Annotated in this window: 16 protein-coding genes; 6 read left to right on the top strand and 10 right to left on the bottom strand. The window is 42.9% G+C overall.

What is annotated here, in order from left to right; genetic code table 11:
* Positions 1-126 precede the first annotated feature (126 nt).
* The 4 genes from CVU62_00315 to CVU62_00330 all read right to left on the bottom strand — a co-directional run bounded on the left by CVU62_00315 (position 127) and on the right by CVU62_00330 (position 3299).
* Entirely contained in the window at positions 127-837 is a 711-nt protein-coding gene (locus tag CVU62_00315) for a DNA-binding response regulator (protein PKN39427.1), read from the bottom strand.
* A gap of 49 nt (positions 838-886) precedes the next feature.
* Positions 887-1960, bottom strand: coding sequence for a hypothetical protein (locus CVU62_00320; GenBank protein ID PKN38680.1), 1074 nt, complete (start codon positions 1958-1960; stop codon positions 887-889).
* 157 nt (positions 1961-2117) lie between these two features.
* Positions 2118-2372: an acyl carrier protein gene (locus CVU62_00325; GenBank protein ID PKN38681.1), complete on the bottom strand. Its 255-nt coding sequence runs from the start codon at positions 2370-2372 to the stop codon at positions 2118-2120.
* Positions 2373-2705: 333 nt separating this feature from the next.
* A complete protein-coding gene (locus CVU62_00330; GenBank protein PKN38682.1) occupies positions 2706-3299 on the bottom strand; it encodes a hypothetical protein in 594 nt (197 codons plus the stop codon).
* Positions 3300-3704: 405 nt separating this feature from the next.
* Between CVU62_00330 and lexA the strand changes: the two genes are divergently transcribed.
* The 5 genes from lexA (at position 3705) to CVU62_00355 (ending at position 7996) form a co-directional block, all read left to right on the top strand.
* Positions 3705-4292 carry a repressor LexA gene (gene lexA / locus CVU62_00335; GenBank protein ID PKN38683.1) on the top strand — a complete coding sequence of 196 codons (588 nt, stop codon included), beginning with the start codon at positions 3705-3707 and terminating at the stop codon, positions 4290-4292.
* A gap of 312 nt (positions 4293-4604) precedes the next feature.
* Complete coding sequence (locus CVU62_00340; GenBank protein ID PKN38684.1) at positions 4605-4829, top strand: hypothetical protein; 225 nt, start codon at positions 4605-4607, stop codon at positions 4827-4829.
* A 129-nt stretch (positions 4830-4958) separates the two neighbouring features.
* On the top strand, positions 4959-5405 hold the full coding sequence (locus tag CVU62_00345; GenBank protein PKN38685.1) for a hypothetical protein: 447 nt from the start codon (positions 4959-4961) through the stop codon (positions 5403-5405).
* A gap of 81 nt (positions 5406-5486) precedes the next feature.
* Complete coding sequence (rsgA, locus tag CVU62_00350; GenBank protein PKN38686.1) at positions 5487-6542, top strand: ribosome small subunit-dependent GTPase A; 1056 nt, start codon at positions 5487-5489, stop codon at positions 6540-6542.
* A gap of 146 nt (positions 6543-6688) precedes the next feature.
* Positions 6689-7996, top strand: a complete 1308-nt coding sequence (locus CVU62_00355) for a DNA polymerase IV (GenBank protein PKN38687.1) — start codon at positions 6689-6691, stop codon at positions 7994-7996.
* Between the two features lie 20 nt (positions 7997-8016).
* Here the strand turns inward: CVU62_00355 and CVU62_00360 are convergent, their stop codons facing one another.
* From CVU62_00360 to CVU62_00385, 6 genes are all read right to left on the bottom strand, one after another.
* Positions 8017-8445: a hypothetical protein gene (locus CVU62_00360; protein PKN38688.1), complete on the bottom strand. Its 429-nt coding sequence runs from the start codon at positions 8443-8445 to the stop codon at positions 8017-8019.
* Between the two features lie 8 nt (positions 8446-8453).
* Complete coding sequence (locus CVU62_00365; GenBank protein PKN38689.1) at positions 8454-8732, bottom strand: hypothetical protein; 279 nt, start codon at positions 8730-8732, stop codon at positions 8454-8456.
* A gap of 384 nt (positions 8733-9116) precedes the next feature.
* Positions 9117-11069 (bottom strand): diguanylate cyclase, encoded by a 1953-nt coding sequence (locus CVU62_00370; GenBank protein PKN39428.1) that lies wholly within the window; start codon positions 11067-11069, stop codon positions 9117-9119.
* A gap of 489 nt (positions 11070-11558) precedes the next feature.
* Positions 11559-11759, bottom strand: coding sequence for a cold-shock protein (locus CVU62_00375; protein ID PKN38690.1), 201 nt, complete (start codon positions 11757-11759; stop codon positions 11559-11561).
* Positions 11760-12099: 340 nt separating this feature from the next.
* Entirely contained in the window at positions 12100-13014 is a 915-nt protein-coding gene (locus tag CVU62_00380) for a hypothetical protein (GenBank protein ID PKN38691.1), read from the bottom strand.
* A gap of 172 nt (positions 13015-13186) precedes the next feature.
* Positions 13187-13837 carry a hemolysin gene (locus CVU62_00385; GenBank protein ID PKN38692.1) on the bottom strand — a complete coding sequence of 217 codons (651 nt, stop codon included), beginning with the start codon at positions 13835-13837 and terminating at the stop codon, positions 13187-13189.
* 278 nt (positions 13838-14115) lie between these two features.
* Between CVU62_00385 and CVU62_00390 the strand changes: the two genes are divergently transcribed.
* Entirely contained in the window at positions 14116-14430 is a 315-nt protein-coding gene (locus CVU62_00390) for an antibiotic biosynthesis monooxygenase (protein ID PKN38693.1), read from the top strand.
* Positions 14431-14465: the final 35 nt, after the last annotated feature.

The raw sequence follows: 14465 nt of genomic DNA on the forward strand, positions 1-14465 counted from the left end.
CATGTGCCGCGTCGCTTCGCTTCGGGGAAGGAGTTCACTACTCCGCGTCGCTTCGCTCCTGGGATAGTTCGCCTTACGCTTCGAGCGGCATCCCGACGCGTCGGGATTTGCTCTCAGCTTGGCTCACTACATTTGCTTAAATAAATGTAAATATTGACGGCTGACGGTGAGGTCATCTGATCTGTTTTTAAGTTTCAGGATGCCGCGGCCGGTGAAAGAACGTCCGACATTTTCAATTCTGGATACATTGACAATTGTGCCGCGATGGATTTGCCAGAACTTTTGCGGATCAAGCTCCTGGCTTAATTCTTTAATACTTTTTTTGATCAGCGCTTCCCCCTGGGCAGTTTTCACAAAAGTATATTTATCTCCTGCCTGAAAATAATCAACTTCTTCAACAGGGATTATGCGGACACTTTCTTTGTGTTGCGTTTTAATCCATTGCAGATACCGATATCCTGCTTTGGTATTTTCCTGCAAATTGGCAAGAACCTGTGTAATAATCTGGGCAAGGTCCGGTGGTGGTTCAGGGGATGATTGAAGCTGTTTTTTCAGACGGTTTATGGTTTGCAGTAATCGTTCTTTTGTAACCGGTTTTATCAGATAATCCACAGCTTCGCGCTCAAATGCCTCGACGGCATATTGATCAAAAGCTGTGATAAATACAATCCGGCAAATGCCGGCGATATTTTTAGCTACATCCAGGCCGGAAAGCCCGGGCATTTTAATATCCAGAAAAACTATATGCGGAGCAAAAGCATCGACCATCTTCAGAGCTTCCTTGCCGTTGGCTGCCTCGCCGCAAATCTCCAACTGCGGCCAGGTTTCGACAAGCATTTTTTTGAGATAAGTTCTCAGTTCTTTCTCATCATCAACAATAATGGCTTTATAATTCACTTACCGGCACCTCTATTGTTGCCCGAACACCATGAGGTTTGTTTTCTTCTATTATCAATCGTCCTTTTTCTCCGAAAAGCAAACTAAGACGTTCCCTCACATTAGTAATACCCAAACCGGGTTTATCTAAATCAGAAAATCCCAGGCCGGTATCCGCAACTTCTATTTTTAAAAGATTATTTTCCTCAATTGCCCTGATGACGATTTCTCCCCCTTCCACTTTTGGTTCCAATCCATGTTTAATGGCATTTTCGACCAGCGGCTGCAACAGCATTGGCGGGAAAGAATGTTGCCAAAGATTATCCGGAACGTCAATCTTATAATTCAGGCGCTCGTCCATTCTGATTTTATGAATATCGAGGTAGGCTTTGATCATGGACATTTCTTGAGATAGCGTAGTTTTTTCCGGCAAAGTTCGGGATAAAGAGGTGCGCAGATATTTAGTCAAATCCAGGAGCATTGATTTGCCCGTGTCCGGCTTAGTATCAATCAGACTCAAAATATTGGAAAGGGTATTAAACAAAAAATGCGGCTCTATCTGCGCTTGCAACACTTTAAGATTAGCTGAAAGATTTTCTTTTTCCATGTCTGTGCGTCGGGTTTTTTCCCGGGCGATCATTTCGCTGCGATATTTCAATCTGATTTTTGTCAAGAAAAAATAAACACCGAAAAAGCTAAAGAGCAAACCGCCTATAATCATCTGCAGGCCTAGACCATTTGCCTGCAAGTCCAGGACGATATTAAAGAAATACTGCAGGATAAAAATACAAATTTGCAGACCGATTAACACCGCACAGCAAACGTCTATGACGACAATAAACAAAAGTAATTCCCACGTACGCGGCCTGATGATCATTAACGACCAAAAGACAATTGAAGTAACAGTGATACCGAATGATTGCGACGCGACAAAATTGATCAGAAAGTTTCTAATGGGGCCGATTATGGTAACAGCAATGGCAAGCACAGTGCAGTTTATAATCACATAAATAAAATCTATTACATCATTTTTGATATTCGACCAATATTTAAAAATATATTTAGTTTCGTATTGCTGTTCCATAATAATGTTGCCTATGAATAAATCTTGTATTTCTATGCATGTTTTTTAATTGCCGGATAGCTGAATGATTTTTCTTTCCTGCATCAGCGGTAACGGCAAAATTAAGCCGCCAGATGCGAAATGCCCGCGTCCATTTTTACAGTATCATAATTAGTCATTATGAACTAAATGATAATTTGGGCCCCAAAAACTCAACACAACTTTTCAATGTTGCCAGCTTGGGATAATCTTCCTGAAGAACTTCAATTTTATGTCTCTTCTTTAATTCCATCACAATATCCAGAAAATCCATTGAATCCAAATCAAGCTGCTCTCTTAGCTTTATATTGTCATCAATGTTCGAAAGATCTTCATCTACTGCGATATCGGCGATGATATCAATAATTTTTTTTCTTATTGTTTGATAGTCCATGTTTATACCTCCTGCCTCCTAGTGTAATTTTTATTTTCTTTGATATTCCGCATTATTTAAATGAGTAACTTTTCACCCGCTGGGCGATAAGGTTTTCAAAATCCCTGGCATTTTTAAAAGAGCTCAATTCTTTAGCGAGCCTGTCCCGAAGCACGTTGTCTGTCCACAACTTTTTCCGCAGAGACACATTTGTAAGAATGATTTCGGCAAGTTTTTTGTCTTTTATAAATCATGAACACCACCCTGCATATTTTAGTTGAATTTTGTATCTGCGCTTGTATGTATCTTTTAAAATCTTTGCAGAAATGCGTAAACCGGTAATTGGTCATGCTCCTACATGAGGCTTTGCAGTTTCATCAGCAAAACCATGTCGCCGGAGAACTTTAGTTTTCCTTTCATGAACAACGCAGGACCTGTGGTCGACTTGTTCATCATATCCAGGCCGTCGAGCATATCGAGATTAACGGTTACAGCAGGGCTTTCCTCGCCATTAAAGATTAACCTGAGGGGAAGATTGCTCCCATCTTTCTTCCTCAGATTTATGTTTACCGTGCCATTCACGGACATAAAGGCTTTGTAACGCTTGGCATCGATGAACAAGGTTGGATCACCGGTGAAATCGTCAGCTAACTCGTTGAATTTGCCGGTAACGGCATCACGCCAATCTTTTTCGGAAACGATAAGGGTAAAATTAGGTTTTTCAGTCGACCCTTTAATCACCTCCAGATCCTTCCCGTTCTTGAACGTTACGGAATAAACCTTGTCTTCGATGTCGAATTGCATCTTAAAATCCCTGCCGGCCAGGAATGAGAAGTCCATGACGCTGAACAGTTCGTTCATTTGGCTGAACTGATCCGGAACAAATTTGGTAAAGAACTCATCAACGCTAATGTCTTCCGGTGCCTTGGGTATAATAGATTGCCACATATCTTTTCCTTGGTACTATAGTAAAAAAATAACATTTCTTTTAAGCATAAAACCCGCACGCATGTCATACCGGTTGAGGCCGGTATCCAGCAGCATTATCAGGTATTTCCCGGATCCCGGCCTTTACCGATATAATGGGTGGAGGATTATTGTAAATGTCTCATAGAGATTAGATATTGCAAAGCGCCCAGCGACGGATAGTCAGACAAGGCGACAAAAAGGTAATAATCAGGAGTAAAGTGTCGAATATTGACAATGAATCCCATGCCTATAAACTATATTTATTCAGAAATTCGGGCAAACTATACTAGTTTTCCTAAACATTAGGATATTTAGAAAGTGTGATTAAATCAGGTCCAAATTTTTATTCTTGACAATAGGACGTTCGTCCTATATACAGTTTCCATGAAGAAAAGAATAAATATTAATGATGTTGAGCAAAAATTTGCCTCGTTTTTTAAGAAACAGCGACGAATGCCTACCTATTCGGAAATGCTTCCTCTTTTAGGCGTTAAAGCTAAAAGCGCCGCCGAGTACTGGACAAAAAAACTGCTGGATAAAGGCGCTTTGGAAAAGGACACAAAAGGGTTTCTGAAACCCGCGCGGTTGTCTTTCAATCTTCCCCTTGTGGGCAATGTGGCGGCCGGGTTCCCCTCACCGGCAGAAGAAGAACTGAGAGATACAATTTCCTTTGATGAGTATCTCGTCAATAATCCATCATCATCATTTGTTCTTTCCGTTACCGGTGATTCCATGATTGGCGAAGGGATAAAAGAAAAAGATCTGGTTATCGTGGAGCGAGGAAGGGAGCCCAAAAACGGGGACATCATTCTGGCGGAAGTGGATGGTCACTGGACAATGAAATATTTTCGCAAAAGGGGGAAAAAGATAACTCTGGAAGCGGCTAACCCGAAGTATCCGCCGATCAGTCCGCAGGAAGAATTACGCATTGCCGGAGTGATCACGGCAGTGGTGAGGAAATACCATAAGTAAAAATGCTTTTTGTCATTCCGGCGAAGAGACTGTGTCGTAATAAGAAATATAACCATTTAGTGTCCTCCGCTGGCGGAGGTGTCCCGATGCAGTATCGGGACGGAGGTGGATAAAACTCACGTAATACGTAACTGGCCAATATAACGTATGTTTAAAAAAAACTTCCACCCCCTCCCCCCGCCAGCGGGGGACATAGCCAATATTGTCCATTACGACACAGTATCGGGGGCCGGAATCCAGACTTCATTTAGGTTATTCGTTTTTGAAAATTTGGTCTCACAATAAAGCAAGATTTATATGAGGAGATTGAAAATGATTCAGCCTGAAATTAATCATGCAGCATTTTTCAAGGAAAAACCTGCGACGGCAACCGCTCCGGCAATAAGAATCGTTATGCCGATGCCAACAACTGACAACAAGCCGAAACTCCTTACTCAACTTAGTCAGGCAATGCGTTCAAGGCATTACAGCCGGAGCACTGAAGCCACCTGTATAAATCGGAATCGAAAAAGTTTAAATTATGCTTTAAATGGTTGATTTTATTTATGGTGACTGATAATAATTCAAATATAAAAAAACTATTTATACAGAAAGCAACTGTCTGTGTTTACAGATTTATACAGACTGTATAAACATTGTTGGGCTAAATTTTGGAGATAATGTCAAATGCAAATTATGAATATTTTACAGGTTAGTGCATTAGTCATATTAACTATCATAAACCTTGTATGTTGCGGACCTTCTTCCGAGCAATCTGCTGCCTCAAAAAATATAACTAGGAGTCTAACCAAGGAAGCATCTGAATCATTTTCAGAAAAATCAATATCTCAACCATCGACAACAGAAATTGTTGCTGCTGTCAAACAACTAGTTTTTGAAAATAGTCAAAACGTTCGTGTTGCTTCAGTAAAAGATATCAAGATAGCGCTTGACCGAAGCGGTCAATGGTGGGTTTCAGCTGTTGTTGTACCGGATGTCTCTGACAATACCGACGATGCTGTTATTTTTATGTTTAAGGGTGGCAAGAACTGGAAGCTCATTGACTTGGGTACAGGTGTCGTCCCACAAAAACTACATATACCAGAAGAAGTGCGTGGGAACCTTCATCAATAATATACCCAACAAAAGCAATACAGCCGATCGCAAGGCTCGCGCCTTGATCCAGCTGATTTTTTCGTTCGGTGATAAAGCTATATGGAATTAAGAGAACTGGGTTTCGACCAATGGTTTGAAATGTACAGCAATGAATTAAAGCAGGAGGGCTGTGGCTTTGCCCGCATTTCCGCCGTTAACCGCGGCTCATACCTCATAAAAAATGGGGAGAGAGAGGTCCCGGCTGAGCTCACAGGGAAGCTTTCCTATCAAATTGAGAGCCCCGTCAACCTGCCGTGCGTCGGAGATTGGGTGACGGCGCAGTATTACAACAATGACACTGCCGCTATCATCCACCGGGTGTTTCCTCGAAAGACATTCCTGCGGCGCAAGACCGCAGGTGAAAACATCGATTTTCAGATGGTTGCAGCCAATATAGATACAGCTTTTATTGTTCAGTCATGCCATTTCGACTTTAACCCCCACCGCTTGGATCGTTACCTGGTAATGGCGGCAGACGGACATGTTGAGCCGATCATCATACTCACAAAAACGGATTTGATCTCCCCAGATGAGCTGGGTCAGAAGCTTGCGATTATCAGCTCTGTCACCAAAGCCAGAGTGCTTGCTCTCAGCAACATCACCAGTATCGGGTTTGACGAGTTCCGTCAGACGCTCTTCCCGGGAAGGACATACTGTCTGCTCGGCTCATCTGGTGTCGGGAAGACGACTATCATCAACCGTCTCATGGGCCGGGAAGTTTTTGACACAAAAGCCGTCAGCGGTACGGGAGAAGGCACCCATACGACTTCCCGGCGGCAGCTCATCGTTCTCAGCCAGGGCGCGATGCTGGTTGATACGCCTGGCATGCGGGAGCTGGGCCTTGTCGGGGCTGGCGATGGAGTGGACATGGGTTTCGAAGAATTTGTCGGGCTCTCAGCAAACTGCCGATATGCGAATTGCAGCCACGAGAACGAGCCGGGCTGTGCAGTCCGGGCCGCTATCGAAAAAGGCGAGCTGAGCGAAGACCGCTATGCTAGTTATATGAAGCTCAAGAAGGAGTCTGAGTACTACGGAATGTCATACTTGGAAAAACGAAAGAAGGACAAATCCTTCGGACGATTCATCAAATCGGTAAAAAAACAGCTGAAGGACTGAAATGCGAGCACCAAACCAGCAAATCCAGCTGTCGGCTTACAACCGCCGCTGATCTGCACGTTAATGGCTAATACCGTCAAAGACCATTTGTAATTGAAAGTTTCCAGAATTTTTTAATTTTTTAATTTAAACTTTTAGCATATCTTATGTACCAACAATTATTCTCTCTTTCTTCCTGGCCGCGCGCGATTGCGCACATCGACGGCGACGCTTTTTTCACTTCCTGCGAAGAAGCAATCCATCCCGAACTTAGAGGTAAAGCACTGATTACCGGCGGTGAGCGCGGCATTGTCGCCTGCGCCAGCTATCCGGCCAAAAAATTAGGCATCAAACGCGGCGTTCCTCTGCATGAAGCACGCAAAATTTGTCCGGGATTAATTGTCCTTCCATCGGATTACGAAACCTACAGTTTATTTTCACAGCGAATGTTCAGCATCATGCGGCGTTTTACGCCTGACGTGGAAGAATATTCCATTGATGAAGCTTTTGCCGATATTACCGGCATGCGCCGCGCCCTGCGTTCGTCCTATGAAGAAATTGTTCTTAAAATGAAAAAGGAAATTGAAAGAGAATTAGGCATAACTGTTTCGGTGGGATTGAGTATCACCAAAGTGCTGGCCAAAGTCGCTTCCAAACACCGGAAACCATCAGGTGTGACAATAATCAAAGGAAGGGAAATTGCCGGATATCTCTGCGATCTTCCCGTGGAGAAAATCTGGGGCATAGGCAATGCCACAACCAACTATCTGGCCAAAATGGGTATTCGCTACGCTCTGGAGTTTGCGCAATTGCCGGGGGAAAAAGTGAGAGAAAAATTTACCAAGCCCGGTGTGGAAATCTGGCAGGAGCTGCGCGGAGAATCGGTTTATCCTGTTGCTACGGAAGAAAAAAGCTCTTACGCTTCGATCAGCAAAACAAAAACTTTCGCGCCGCCGACTTCCAATGCCGAGTATCTGTTCGCCCATCTTATGCGCAATATGGAATCCGCTTGTATCAAGGCCAGACGCTATTCGCTGGCACCGAATAAAATTGTTGTTTTTCTCAAAAAAAATGATTTCGGCACATCCGGCAGCGAAGCAACGCTCTCACGCCCTTGTGCTTTCCCGCTCGAGTTTTCGGGCGTCATTCATGATCTTTTTGATTCCTGCTATTCACCAAAAGATATTTATCGCGCCACCGGAGTTGTTCTTCTTGATCTGGAGCCGGACGCCAGTATTCAATACTCTCTTTTTGATAATCCCCTGCAGGCGGAAAAGATAAGAAGCCTCTACAATGTCGCCGATGAATTAGGGCGAAAATTCGGTAAACATACTTTGCATCTGGGAAGTTCTTATCCGATTGACAAAATGGGCAAAGGCCGCAGAGGCTCTCCCACCGTCCGTGAACAAACTCAGCTTAAAGGCGAAACACAGCGCCGTCATTTAGGCCTGCCGTTGTTGCACGTAAAAACATAATTGAAGATTTCATGTTTTGGCTATGTCAGTTGTTCGAAATACGAATTCGTTACACTGTCCAGAAGTTGTAGTGCGGTTGCCTTGATCACAACTATTTGAGCGTCAGGACTTATGAAAAAATCCTTCAAATCGGGATGTTTTTTGAGCAGAGCTTTTCGAATCTCTGCTATTTTTTTATCATTCTCAACAGCCTGAACAACACCCGTTACCGTCAGTGCCCTGGTTTTGCCCTTAGGGTCTGTGTCTCTCGTATCGATCAGCAGGCTGACGGTCGGATTGGCCATAAGGTTGTGGTACTTCTTCGTGTCTTTGAGGGTTGCCATGTAGATTTCACGGCACTCGTTGTCCGTCGCATATGACATCAGAGAACAGTGTGGAGCTCCGTCCGCAACGGTGGCCATCACGCATACTTTGTTTTCCGAAATAATTTTTTTAATGTCGCCGCGCATATCAATCCCTAGTAACTTGGACGAGGTATCTTTATTAATTTTTTAATCTTTCCTGTTTGACTTTTATTTTCTTCATCCGGCCCGGTTTGTTTATCTTCATCTTCAATTTGCTGCTGCTGGCTTGTATTTACATCGTCTCCTGACGTATTTTTGCATTTTGCATCTTGCGGAGGATTATCTGTAAAAAAAATGTTCCCATCCGTGCCTACACAATTATAAAGCTCCGCCGAATTAGCTGCCGTTATCAGAGCAAAGAATACGCACAATGTAAAAATTATTTGTTTCATTGTGTTTCCTCGTTTATGAAAATATTTTCGAATTATTAAGAATAATATGTGACGTTATATGTTTATTTTATATCACAATTCCCGTCTGAAATCTACAATGAAAGAAAAACTTGATCCCGGCTTGCAAGACTGTGTCACAATAATAAATATAGCCATTTAATGTCCTCCGTTGGCGGAGGTGTCCCGATGAATCATCGGGACGGAGGTGGACAAAATTCAATGTGTAGCTTATCAATATTACGTATGTTTCAAAAACCTTCCACCCCCTGCCCCCGCCAGCGGGGGACATTACTCATTACGCACAATCAATATTTGCAATTGCGACACAGTCTCCTGCACCGGGATGACATATTTGCAGGTAATTACAGGGAGCTAAACTGCTTTTTATGAAGGTGTATTGTTCTTACGCAACAGATCGGCAAACTGTTCAGGCGCAACGGGCTTACTGAAATAAAAACCCTGCATCTCGTCACAAACGTGTTCCCGCAGGAATTCATCTTGAGACATCGTTTCCACGCCTTCGGCGACAACATTAAGACTTAGAGTCTTGCCCATGGCAATGATGGCTTCAATAATCGCTTTGTCTTCAGAATTTTGCGAAAGGTTGCGAATGAACGACCTGTCCACCTTGAGTGTGTCGATAGGGAATTGTTTGATTTGAGCGAGAGAAGAATATCCCGTGCCGAAATCATCAAGAGCAAGCCGCACGCCCATGTTCTTTATTTTGGTCAGTACCTCAATCAGATGATCAGGCTTGTACATTACCATGCTTTCAGTGATTTCCAGTTCCAAAAGATTCGATGGCATGCCGGAATCATCCAACGCGGCTTTAATATCTTCTAATAGTTTATCATCCATGAGTTGACGAAGCGATAAATTTACTGCCACACGAACAGGTGGCAGGCCCTGGCTTTGCCAGGCAACATTTTGGGCGCAGGCGGTCTTCATTACCCATCTGCCAATGGGCACGATCAGTCCTGTCTCTTCGGCTACCGGAATGAACTGTGTGGGAGTTACTGAACCAAGGATAGAATTCTTCCAGCGCAGCAGGGCTTCCACACCCGTAATCGCGCCGGTTTTGAGGTCCATCTTGGCCTGATATTCTAAATATAACTCATTGCGCTCCAGCGCCTTACGCAGGTTTGTTTCGATAGAAAGTCGTTCAAATGCCTGCGACTGAGTATTTTGAGAATAAAACTGGACGTTATTTTTACCTTCTTCTTTGGCAAAGTACATGGCCATGTCCGCTTTCTTCAGCAGGGTTAGCTCATCCTCTCCATCTCTGGGGTATATGCTGATGCCGATGCTGGCTGTTACGCGGCATTCTTCACCCAAAATAATCATCGGTTTCATGGCAGTGCTAAGTACTCTTTGGGCTACGACTTTAACCTGACTCAAGTCGGTTATTTCCTCGATGAGTATAATGAATTCATCTCCTCCCAGACGACCGACAACATCATTCCTTTCTTGTGGACGACCGACAACATCTACTGCCCGCAGCGATTGTCTGAAACGTTTGGCCATCTCTGTTAACAGTTCGTCGCCAGCATCGTGCCCCATGGTATCATTAATGATTTTGAATCTGTCCAGATCGATGAACAAGATGGCAAACTGCCGCTCATGGCGCCTTGAGGACTCAATTGCCTGATTCAACAATTGGCTGAACATCATGCGGTTGGGTAGTCCTGTCAGAACGTCGTGTGTGGCCAGATATTGAATCCGCTCTTCGGCGTGTTTGCGCTCAGTAATATCCCGGCTTACACCCAGAATACCAACCGTTTTCTTATTTTTATCTCCAACAAAGGAAAACTTTGTTTCCGTCCATACGGTAGTTCCGTCTTTGCGCTCGACTTCCAGTTGAAGCGTCCGGTCTATCAAATCTTTCCCTGATTTTTCCAGTGCCATAATCCCGTATAATGCCCTGATAGCCGTATCCCGGGATGAAACTGCAAAGGAATCGTACAGTGTCTGTTTCATCACTTCTTCCGGTTCGTACCCCCTCAGGGTTTTTACGGAAGGGCTGACATAGGTATAATTCAGATTCATATCCAAAACAAAAATTACATCCTTGATGTTGTTCGTCAGCCGCTCGATGGTGGTAAGAGCATTGGAAACACTGGTTCTGAGGTTGGTAATATATCCGCCAATCACAGCAAACCATGGGAGAATAAACGCGAGGACTACGATGTTGAATATTTCCACATTCTTATTAATATATTCAGGATGAGTCTCGTAAAGTAGTAAAATTATGGCGGAATAATTAACAAAAGCAAAAGCCGACAGAAAAAGAAACTGCCGGATTCTCAATCTGAAAAATCCGAACACAAGCACAACCATATAAACAAGAAGAACCCCGCTTCTGGCCTCATAGGCGTAATACACAACCACCATAATCCAGAAGGTGGCTATCAACATCTGGAGAAGGGTCAGGCTCGGATCTTTAAACTTTTTGTTTAACCCGGTTCTGAATATTACATACAGCAGGATATTTAAGAGAAAACTTGCTGAGACGCCGGCCACCAGAATCCTTAGCGGCACAGTTGTCAGTTCCAGTGAATAACCGATGAAACAAATAGCACTCCATATTATATATGCGCCGCAGGCCATGAGAAAGCGTTTGATTCTCAAAGTCTGATCGAAATCTTTTTTAGGGAACAGACCAAACACAGATAATATCCTTAAGTAGAATCGAAAAATCATCTATGGTGATTTGCCATCATATACATACATTAAAATTCGTCAAGTGAAGATTTTTGAGCATAAAAAAGCACTCCGGCGTGATTTCTCACACACGGAGTGCTCATTGTTTTTAGTTTTCGACGAAAACTAGATAGCTCTGACGTTTGTTGCTTCCTGGCCTTTTTTGCCCTGAGCAACATCAAAACTTACGCGCTGGCCTTCATTTAACGTCTTGAAACCGTCGCCCTGAATCGAACTGAAATGTACAAATACATCGCCGCCCTCTTCATTCTCGATGAAGCCGAAGCCCTTGCTTTCGTTGAACCACTTTACTTTACCTTCTGACATAATGCTTATCCTCCTTTCATAAATTTTTAAAAGTCGAATCAGCACGATGATAGAACTAAAAAAGCCACCAAGACTCTAAAGTACTGGTGGCTAACCTATGTGCTTCAAAATGTCTAAATTCAACTCTTTCCTTCGCATCTTTATTTCTAAATATCCGAAGTTGACGCTATACTACGGCAATAGCGGATAATAGTCAAGGTTTATTTGCTAAGATATTGGTTTTTAAGAAAAATATTGATAAGATATATCCGGCTTCCTCATATAAAGCAGGACGTTACAGTGTTTATGCTTTCGAAGAATATATTTTTATATTTAAGATAAAGAAAGCTTTTTATCAATTTTATCGGGGAATATTATTGGGGGTGGGATTGATCAGACTGCAAGCCACAAGAAATGATTCAACTTCTTTAAAAACATTGCCGGCGATTTTGCCGCGAACAATTCCATGCATATTATAATCAATCCAAGCAAAATATTTTTTTCCCGTTCCCAGAAGATTAAATATCGCGGGACCACTTTGCGGCGCTACTTTCGGGTCATTTTTCGCCTGAATCACCAGCGCCGGAATATTAATATCAGGAAGCGATTTGCGTACTTTTCTCATCAATTTTTTTACCTGAACAAAGGCGCTGACCGGACAGAGAAGATAGTTGATGTGAGGATTATCCGCATTGTTTTTCATAAACTCCACCGCAAGATTACCCATGCCAAAATGATTACAAACATGATTAAACGCGTTCAAAGCTTCAGCAAACCTCGATGAAAAGCTTTTAAATTTTAACGGCGCGCTGACAGCAATCACTGCTTCAAAATCACGTGGTTTCATAATAACGGATTGCAAAGCAAGACCCGCTCCGGTGGAAAAACCGGCTATTAGAATTTTTTTACAACATTTTTTTAGAATAGCGTGGCCGCTATCAACCGAATTAAGCCAGTCATGATAGTTGCGATTGGAGAGATCTTTGGAGGATGTCCCGTGACCTGAAAGTCTGGGAACATATACAGTTAAACCTTTTTCGTGCAGAAACTGCGCCCACTCCCTTACTTCCTCCGGCGCGGCCATCAGTCCGTGAATAAGGAGAACACCGATATCAGACCCGGGAGAGCGCAATAGAAATGGCATTCCTATATCCTGAGGTTTGCTTTCCCCCGCAGAATAATTATTTTTATACTCTCTTATAAATAACTCCGACTCGGCTGCCAGAAGCATATCCATCGCCTTGCCGGTTTTTGTAGAATCAAGTGTTGCGTTCATTATTGTTGAAGCTCCAATTGAATGAGACTCGCCGATAATGAGCCCCAAGCTTCAGTAACAAAGTGTACTGAAGTTTGCCGAACGAATTACACCGCATAAGCCGGTATTTAATACCTCGTAGCTTACTGCGGAACTTGTTTCCAAAGTTTGCTTTGTGATTAATACGCGTGATTTATGCGCCCAACTGGGAATAAACTCCGTAAATCATGGCGTAATGGAGCACTCCGCCAATCAGGACCATGATATGAAAGAGTTCATGGAAACTGAAAATACCCGGAATCATTTTTGGTTTTTTGATAGCGTAAATAATACCCCCTATTGTAAAAGCAGCAGCACCGGAAAGCATTAGGACACTTTGAGAGATGGACATATTGGAAAGCATCTGTTTGATTGTGAAAATCCCTGACCAGCCCATGAATAGATATATAACTGCGTATAGTTTTCGGGGAGCTCTCGGGAAAAAAATCTGGGATATTACTCCGACACCTACGAGACTCCACTGGAAAGCAATCATTGACCATTTGTATGGGCCATCCAGGCAAAAATAACATACCGGAGTAAAAGTTCCCGCAATCATGAAAAATATTGCCAGACGATCCATTCTTCTCCAGAACGACAGCTCGTTTTCTTTCTTTTTGAAGGCATGATACAGAGAACTTGCTGAAAAAAGAAAAACAATAGAAATTCCATATATAAGAGCAGTAACCAGACCGGAGGCCGAGTAGTCTGCGACCAGTACTAAAAATACAGTGCCAACTAACGCCGCGATGGCGCCAGCCAGATGAGAATAGAAGTTAAATGATTCCTGTTTTCTTATAGGCATGGTTATTCCTTTTATTTTTAATTGTTATTTGCCATCGAGGGGATTATTATGGATACGATAGAAGGAATGCCATAACTTTACCCGAGCAAGTAGTTTCTAACACATTTTAACTCAGAATTCTTTAATTTTTTATTTATATCAATGATATTATACATTTGGCACACATCCGAGCCCATTTTACAATCTCCTTTTTATCACTCGCAAACACCGAGGCAGATCTTTTTTACTTTGACGTTGGGAATAATTTGTTATAAAAATTTTGAGACGAGAGGGCCGTTATGATTGTTACTGTTGTAAATGTTGTTGTTAAACCGGAAAATATTGAGCAGTTTATCGAAGCAACGATAGAAAATCATCAAAATTCAATCAAAGAAAAAGGGAATCTCCGGTTTGATTTCTTACAGCACCGGGATAACCCTTCGGCATTTACTTTGTACGAAGCATATGAATCCGACGAGGTTGCTGCCGCGCATAAAAAAACAGCTCATTATTTAAAGTGGCGGGATGCCGTTGAGTCCTGGATGGCTAAGCCGCGCCAAGGAATCGCCCATAATGTTTTGGCTCCTATGGAAAAATCTGCGTGGAATCGATAAGCGCTTTCAACATTATCCTTGGTCGATATTTCTCC

Source organism: Deltaproteobacteria bacterium HGW-Deltaproteobacteria-2, assembly GCA_002840505.1.
Lineage (GTDB): Bacteria > Desulfobacterota > Syntrophia > Syntrophales > Smithellaceae > Smithella.

Bases quoted from the DNA above. Each gene is read 5' to 3' on its own strand.
- CVU62_00390 (PKN38693.1), top strand. From the start codon at position 14,116: ATGATTGTTACTGTTGTAAATGTTGTTGTTAAACCGGAAAATATTGAG.
- CVU62_00330 (PKN38682.1), bottom strand. From the start codon at position 3,299: ATGTGGCAATCTATTATACCCAAGGCACCGGAAGACATTAGCGTTGAT.
- CVU62_00340 (PKN38684.1), top strand. From the start codon at position 4,605: ATGATTCAGCCTGAAATTAATCATGCAGCATTTTTCAAGGAAAAACCT.
- CVU62_00320 (PKN38680.1), bottom strand. From the start codon at position 1,960: ATGGAACAGCAATACGAAACTAAATATATTTTTAAATATTGGTCGAAT.
- CVU62_00385 (PKN38692.1), bottom strand. From the start codon at position 13,837: ATGCCTATAAGAAAACAGGAATCATTTAACTTCTATTCTCATCTGGCT.
- lexA (PKN38683.1), top strand. From the start codon at position 3,705: ATGAAGAAAAGAATAAATATTAATGATGTTGAGCAAAAATTTGCCTCG.
- CVU62_00360 (PKN38688.1), bottom strand. From the start codon at position 8,445: ATGCGCGGCGACATTAAAAAAATTATTTCGGAAAACAAAGTATGCGTG.
- CVU62_00365 (PKN38689.1), bottom strand. From the start codon at position 8,732: ATGAAACAAATAATTTTTACATTGTGCGTATTCTTTGCTCTGATAACG.
- CVU62_00345 (PKN38685.1), top strand. From the start codon at position 4,959: ATGCAAATTATGAATATTTTACAGGTTAGTGCATTAGTCATATTAACT.
- CVU62_00355 (PKN38687.1), top strand. From the start codon at position 6,689: ATGTACCAACAATTATTCTCTCTTTCTTCCTGGCCGCGCGCGATTGCG.
- CVU62_00375 (PKN38690.1), bottom strand. From the start codon at position 11,759: ATGTCAGAAGGTAAAGTAAAGTGGTTCAACGAAAGCAAGGGCTTCGGC.
- CVU62_00380 (PKN38691.1), bottom strand. From the start codon at position 13,014: ATGAACGCAACACTTGATTCTACAAAAACCGGCAAGGCGATGGATATG.
- CVU62_00325 (PKN38681.1), bottom strand. From the start codon at position 2,372: ATGGACTATCAAACAATAAGAAAAAAAATTATTGATATCATCGCCGAT.
- CVU62_00315 (PKN39427.1), bottom strand. From the start codon at position 837: ATGCTTGTCGAAACCTGGCCGCAGTTGGAGATTTGCGGCGAGGCAGCC.
- rsgA (PKN38686.1), top strand. From the start codon at position 5,487: ATGGAATTAAGAGAACTGGGTTTCGACCAATGGTTTGAAATGTACAGC.
- CVU62_00370 (PKN39428.1), bottom strand. From the start codon at position 11,069: ATGGTTGTGCTTGTGTTCGGATTTTTCAGATTGAGAATCCGGCAGTTT.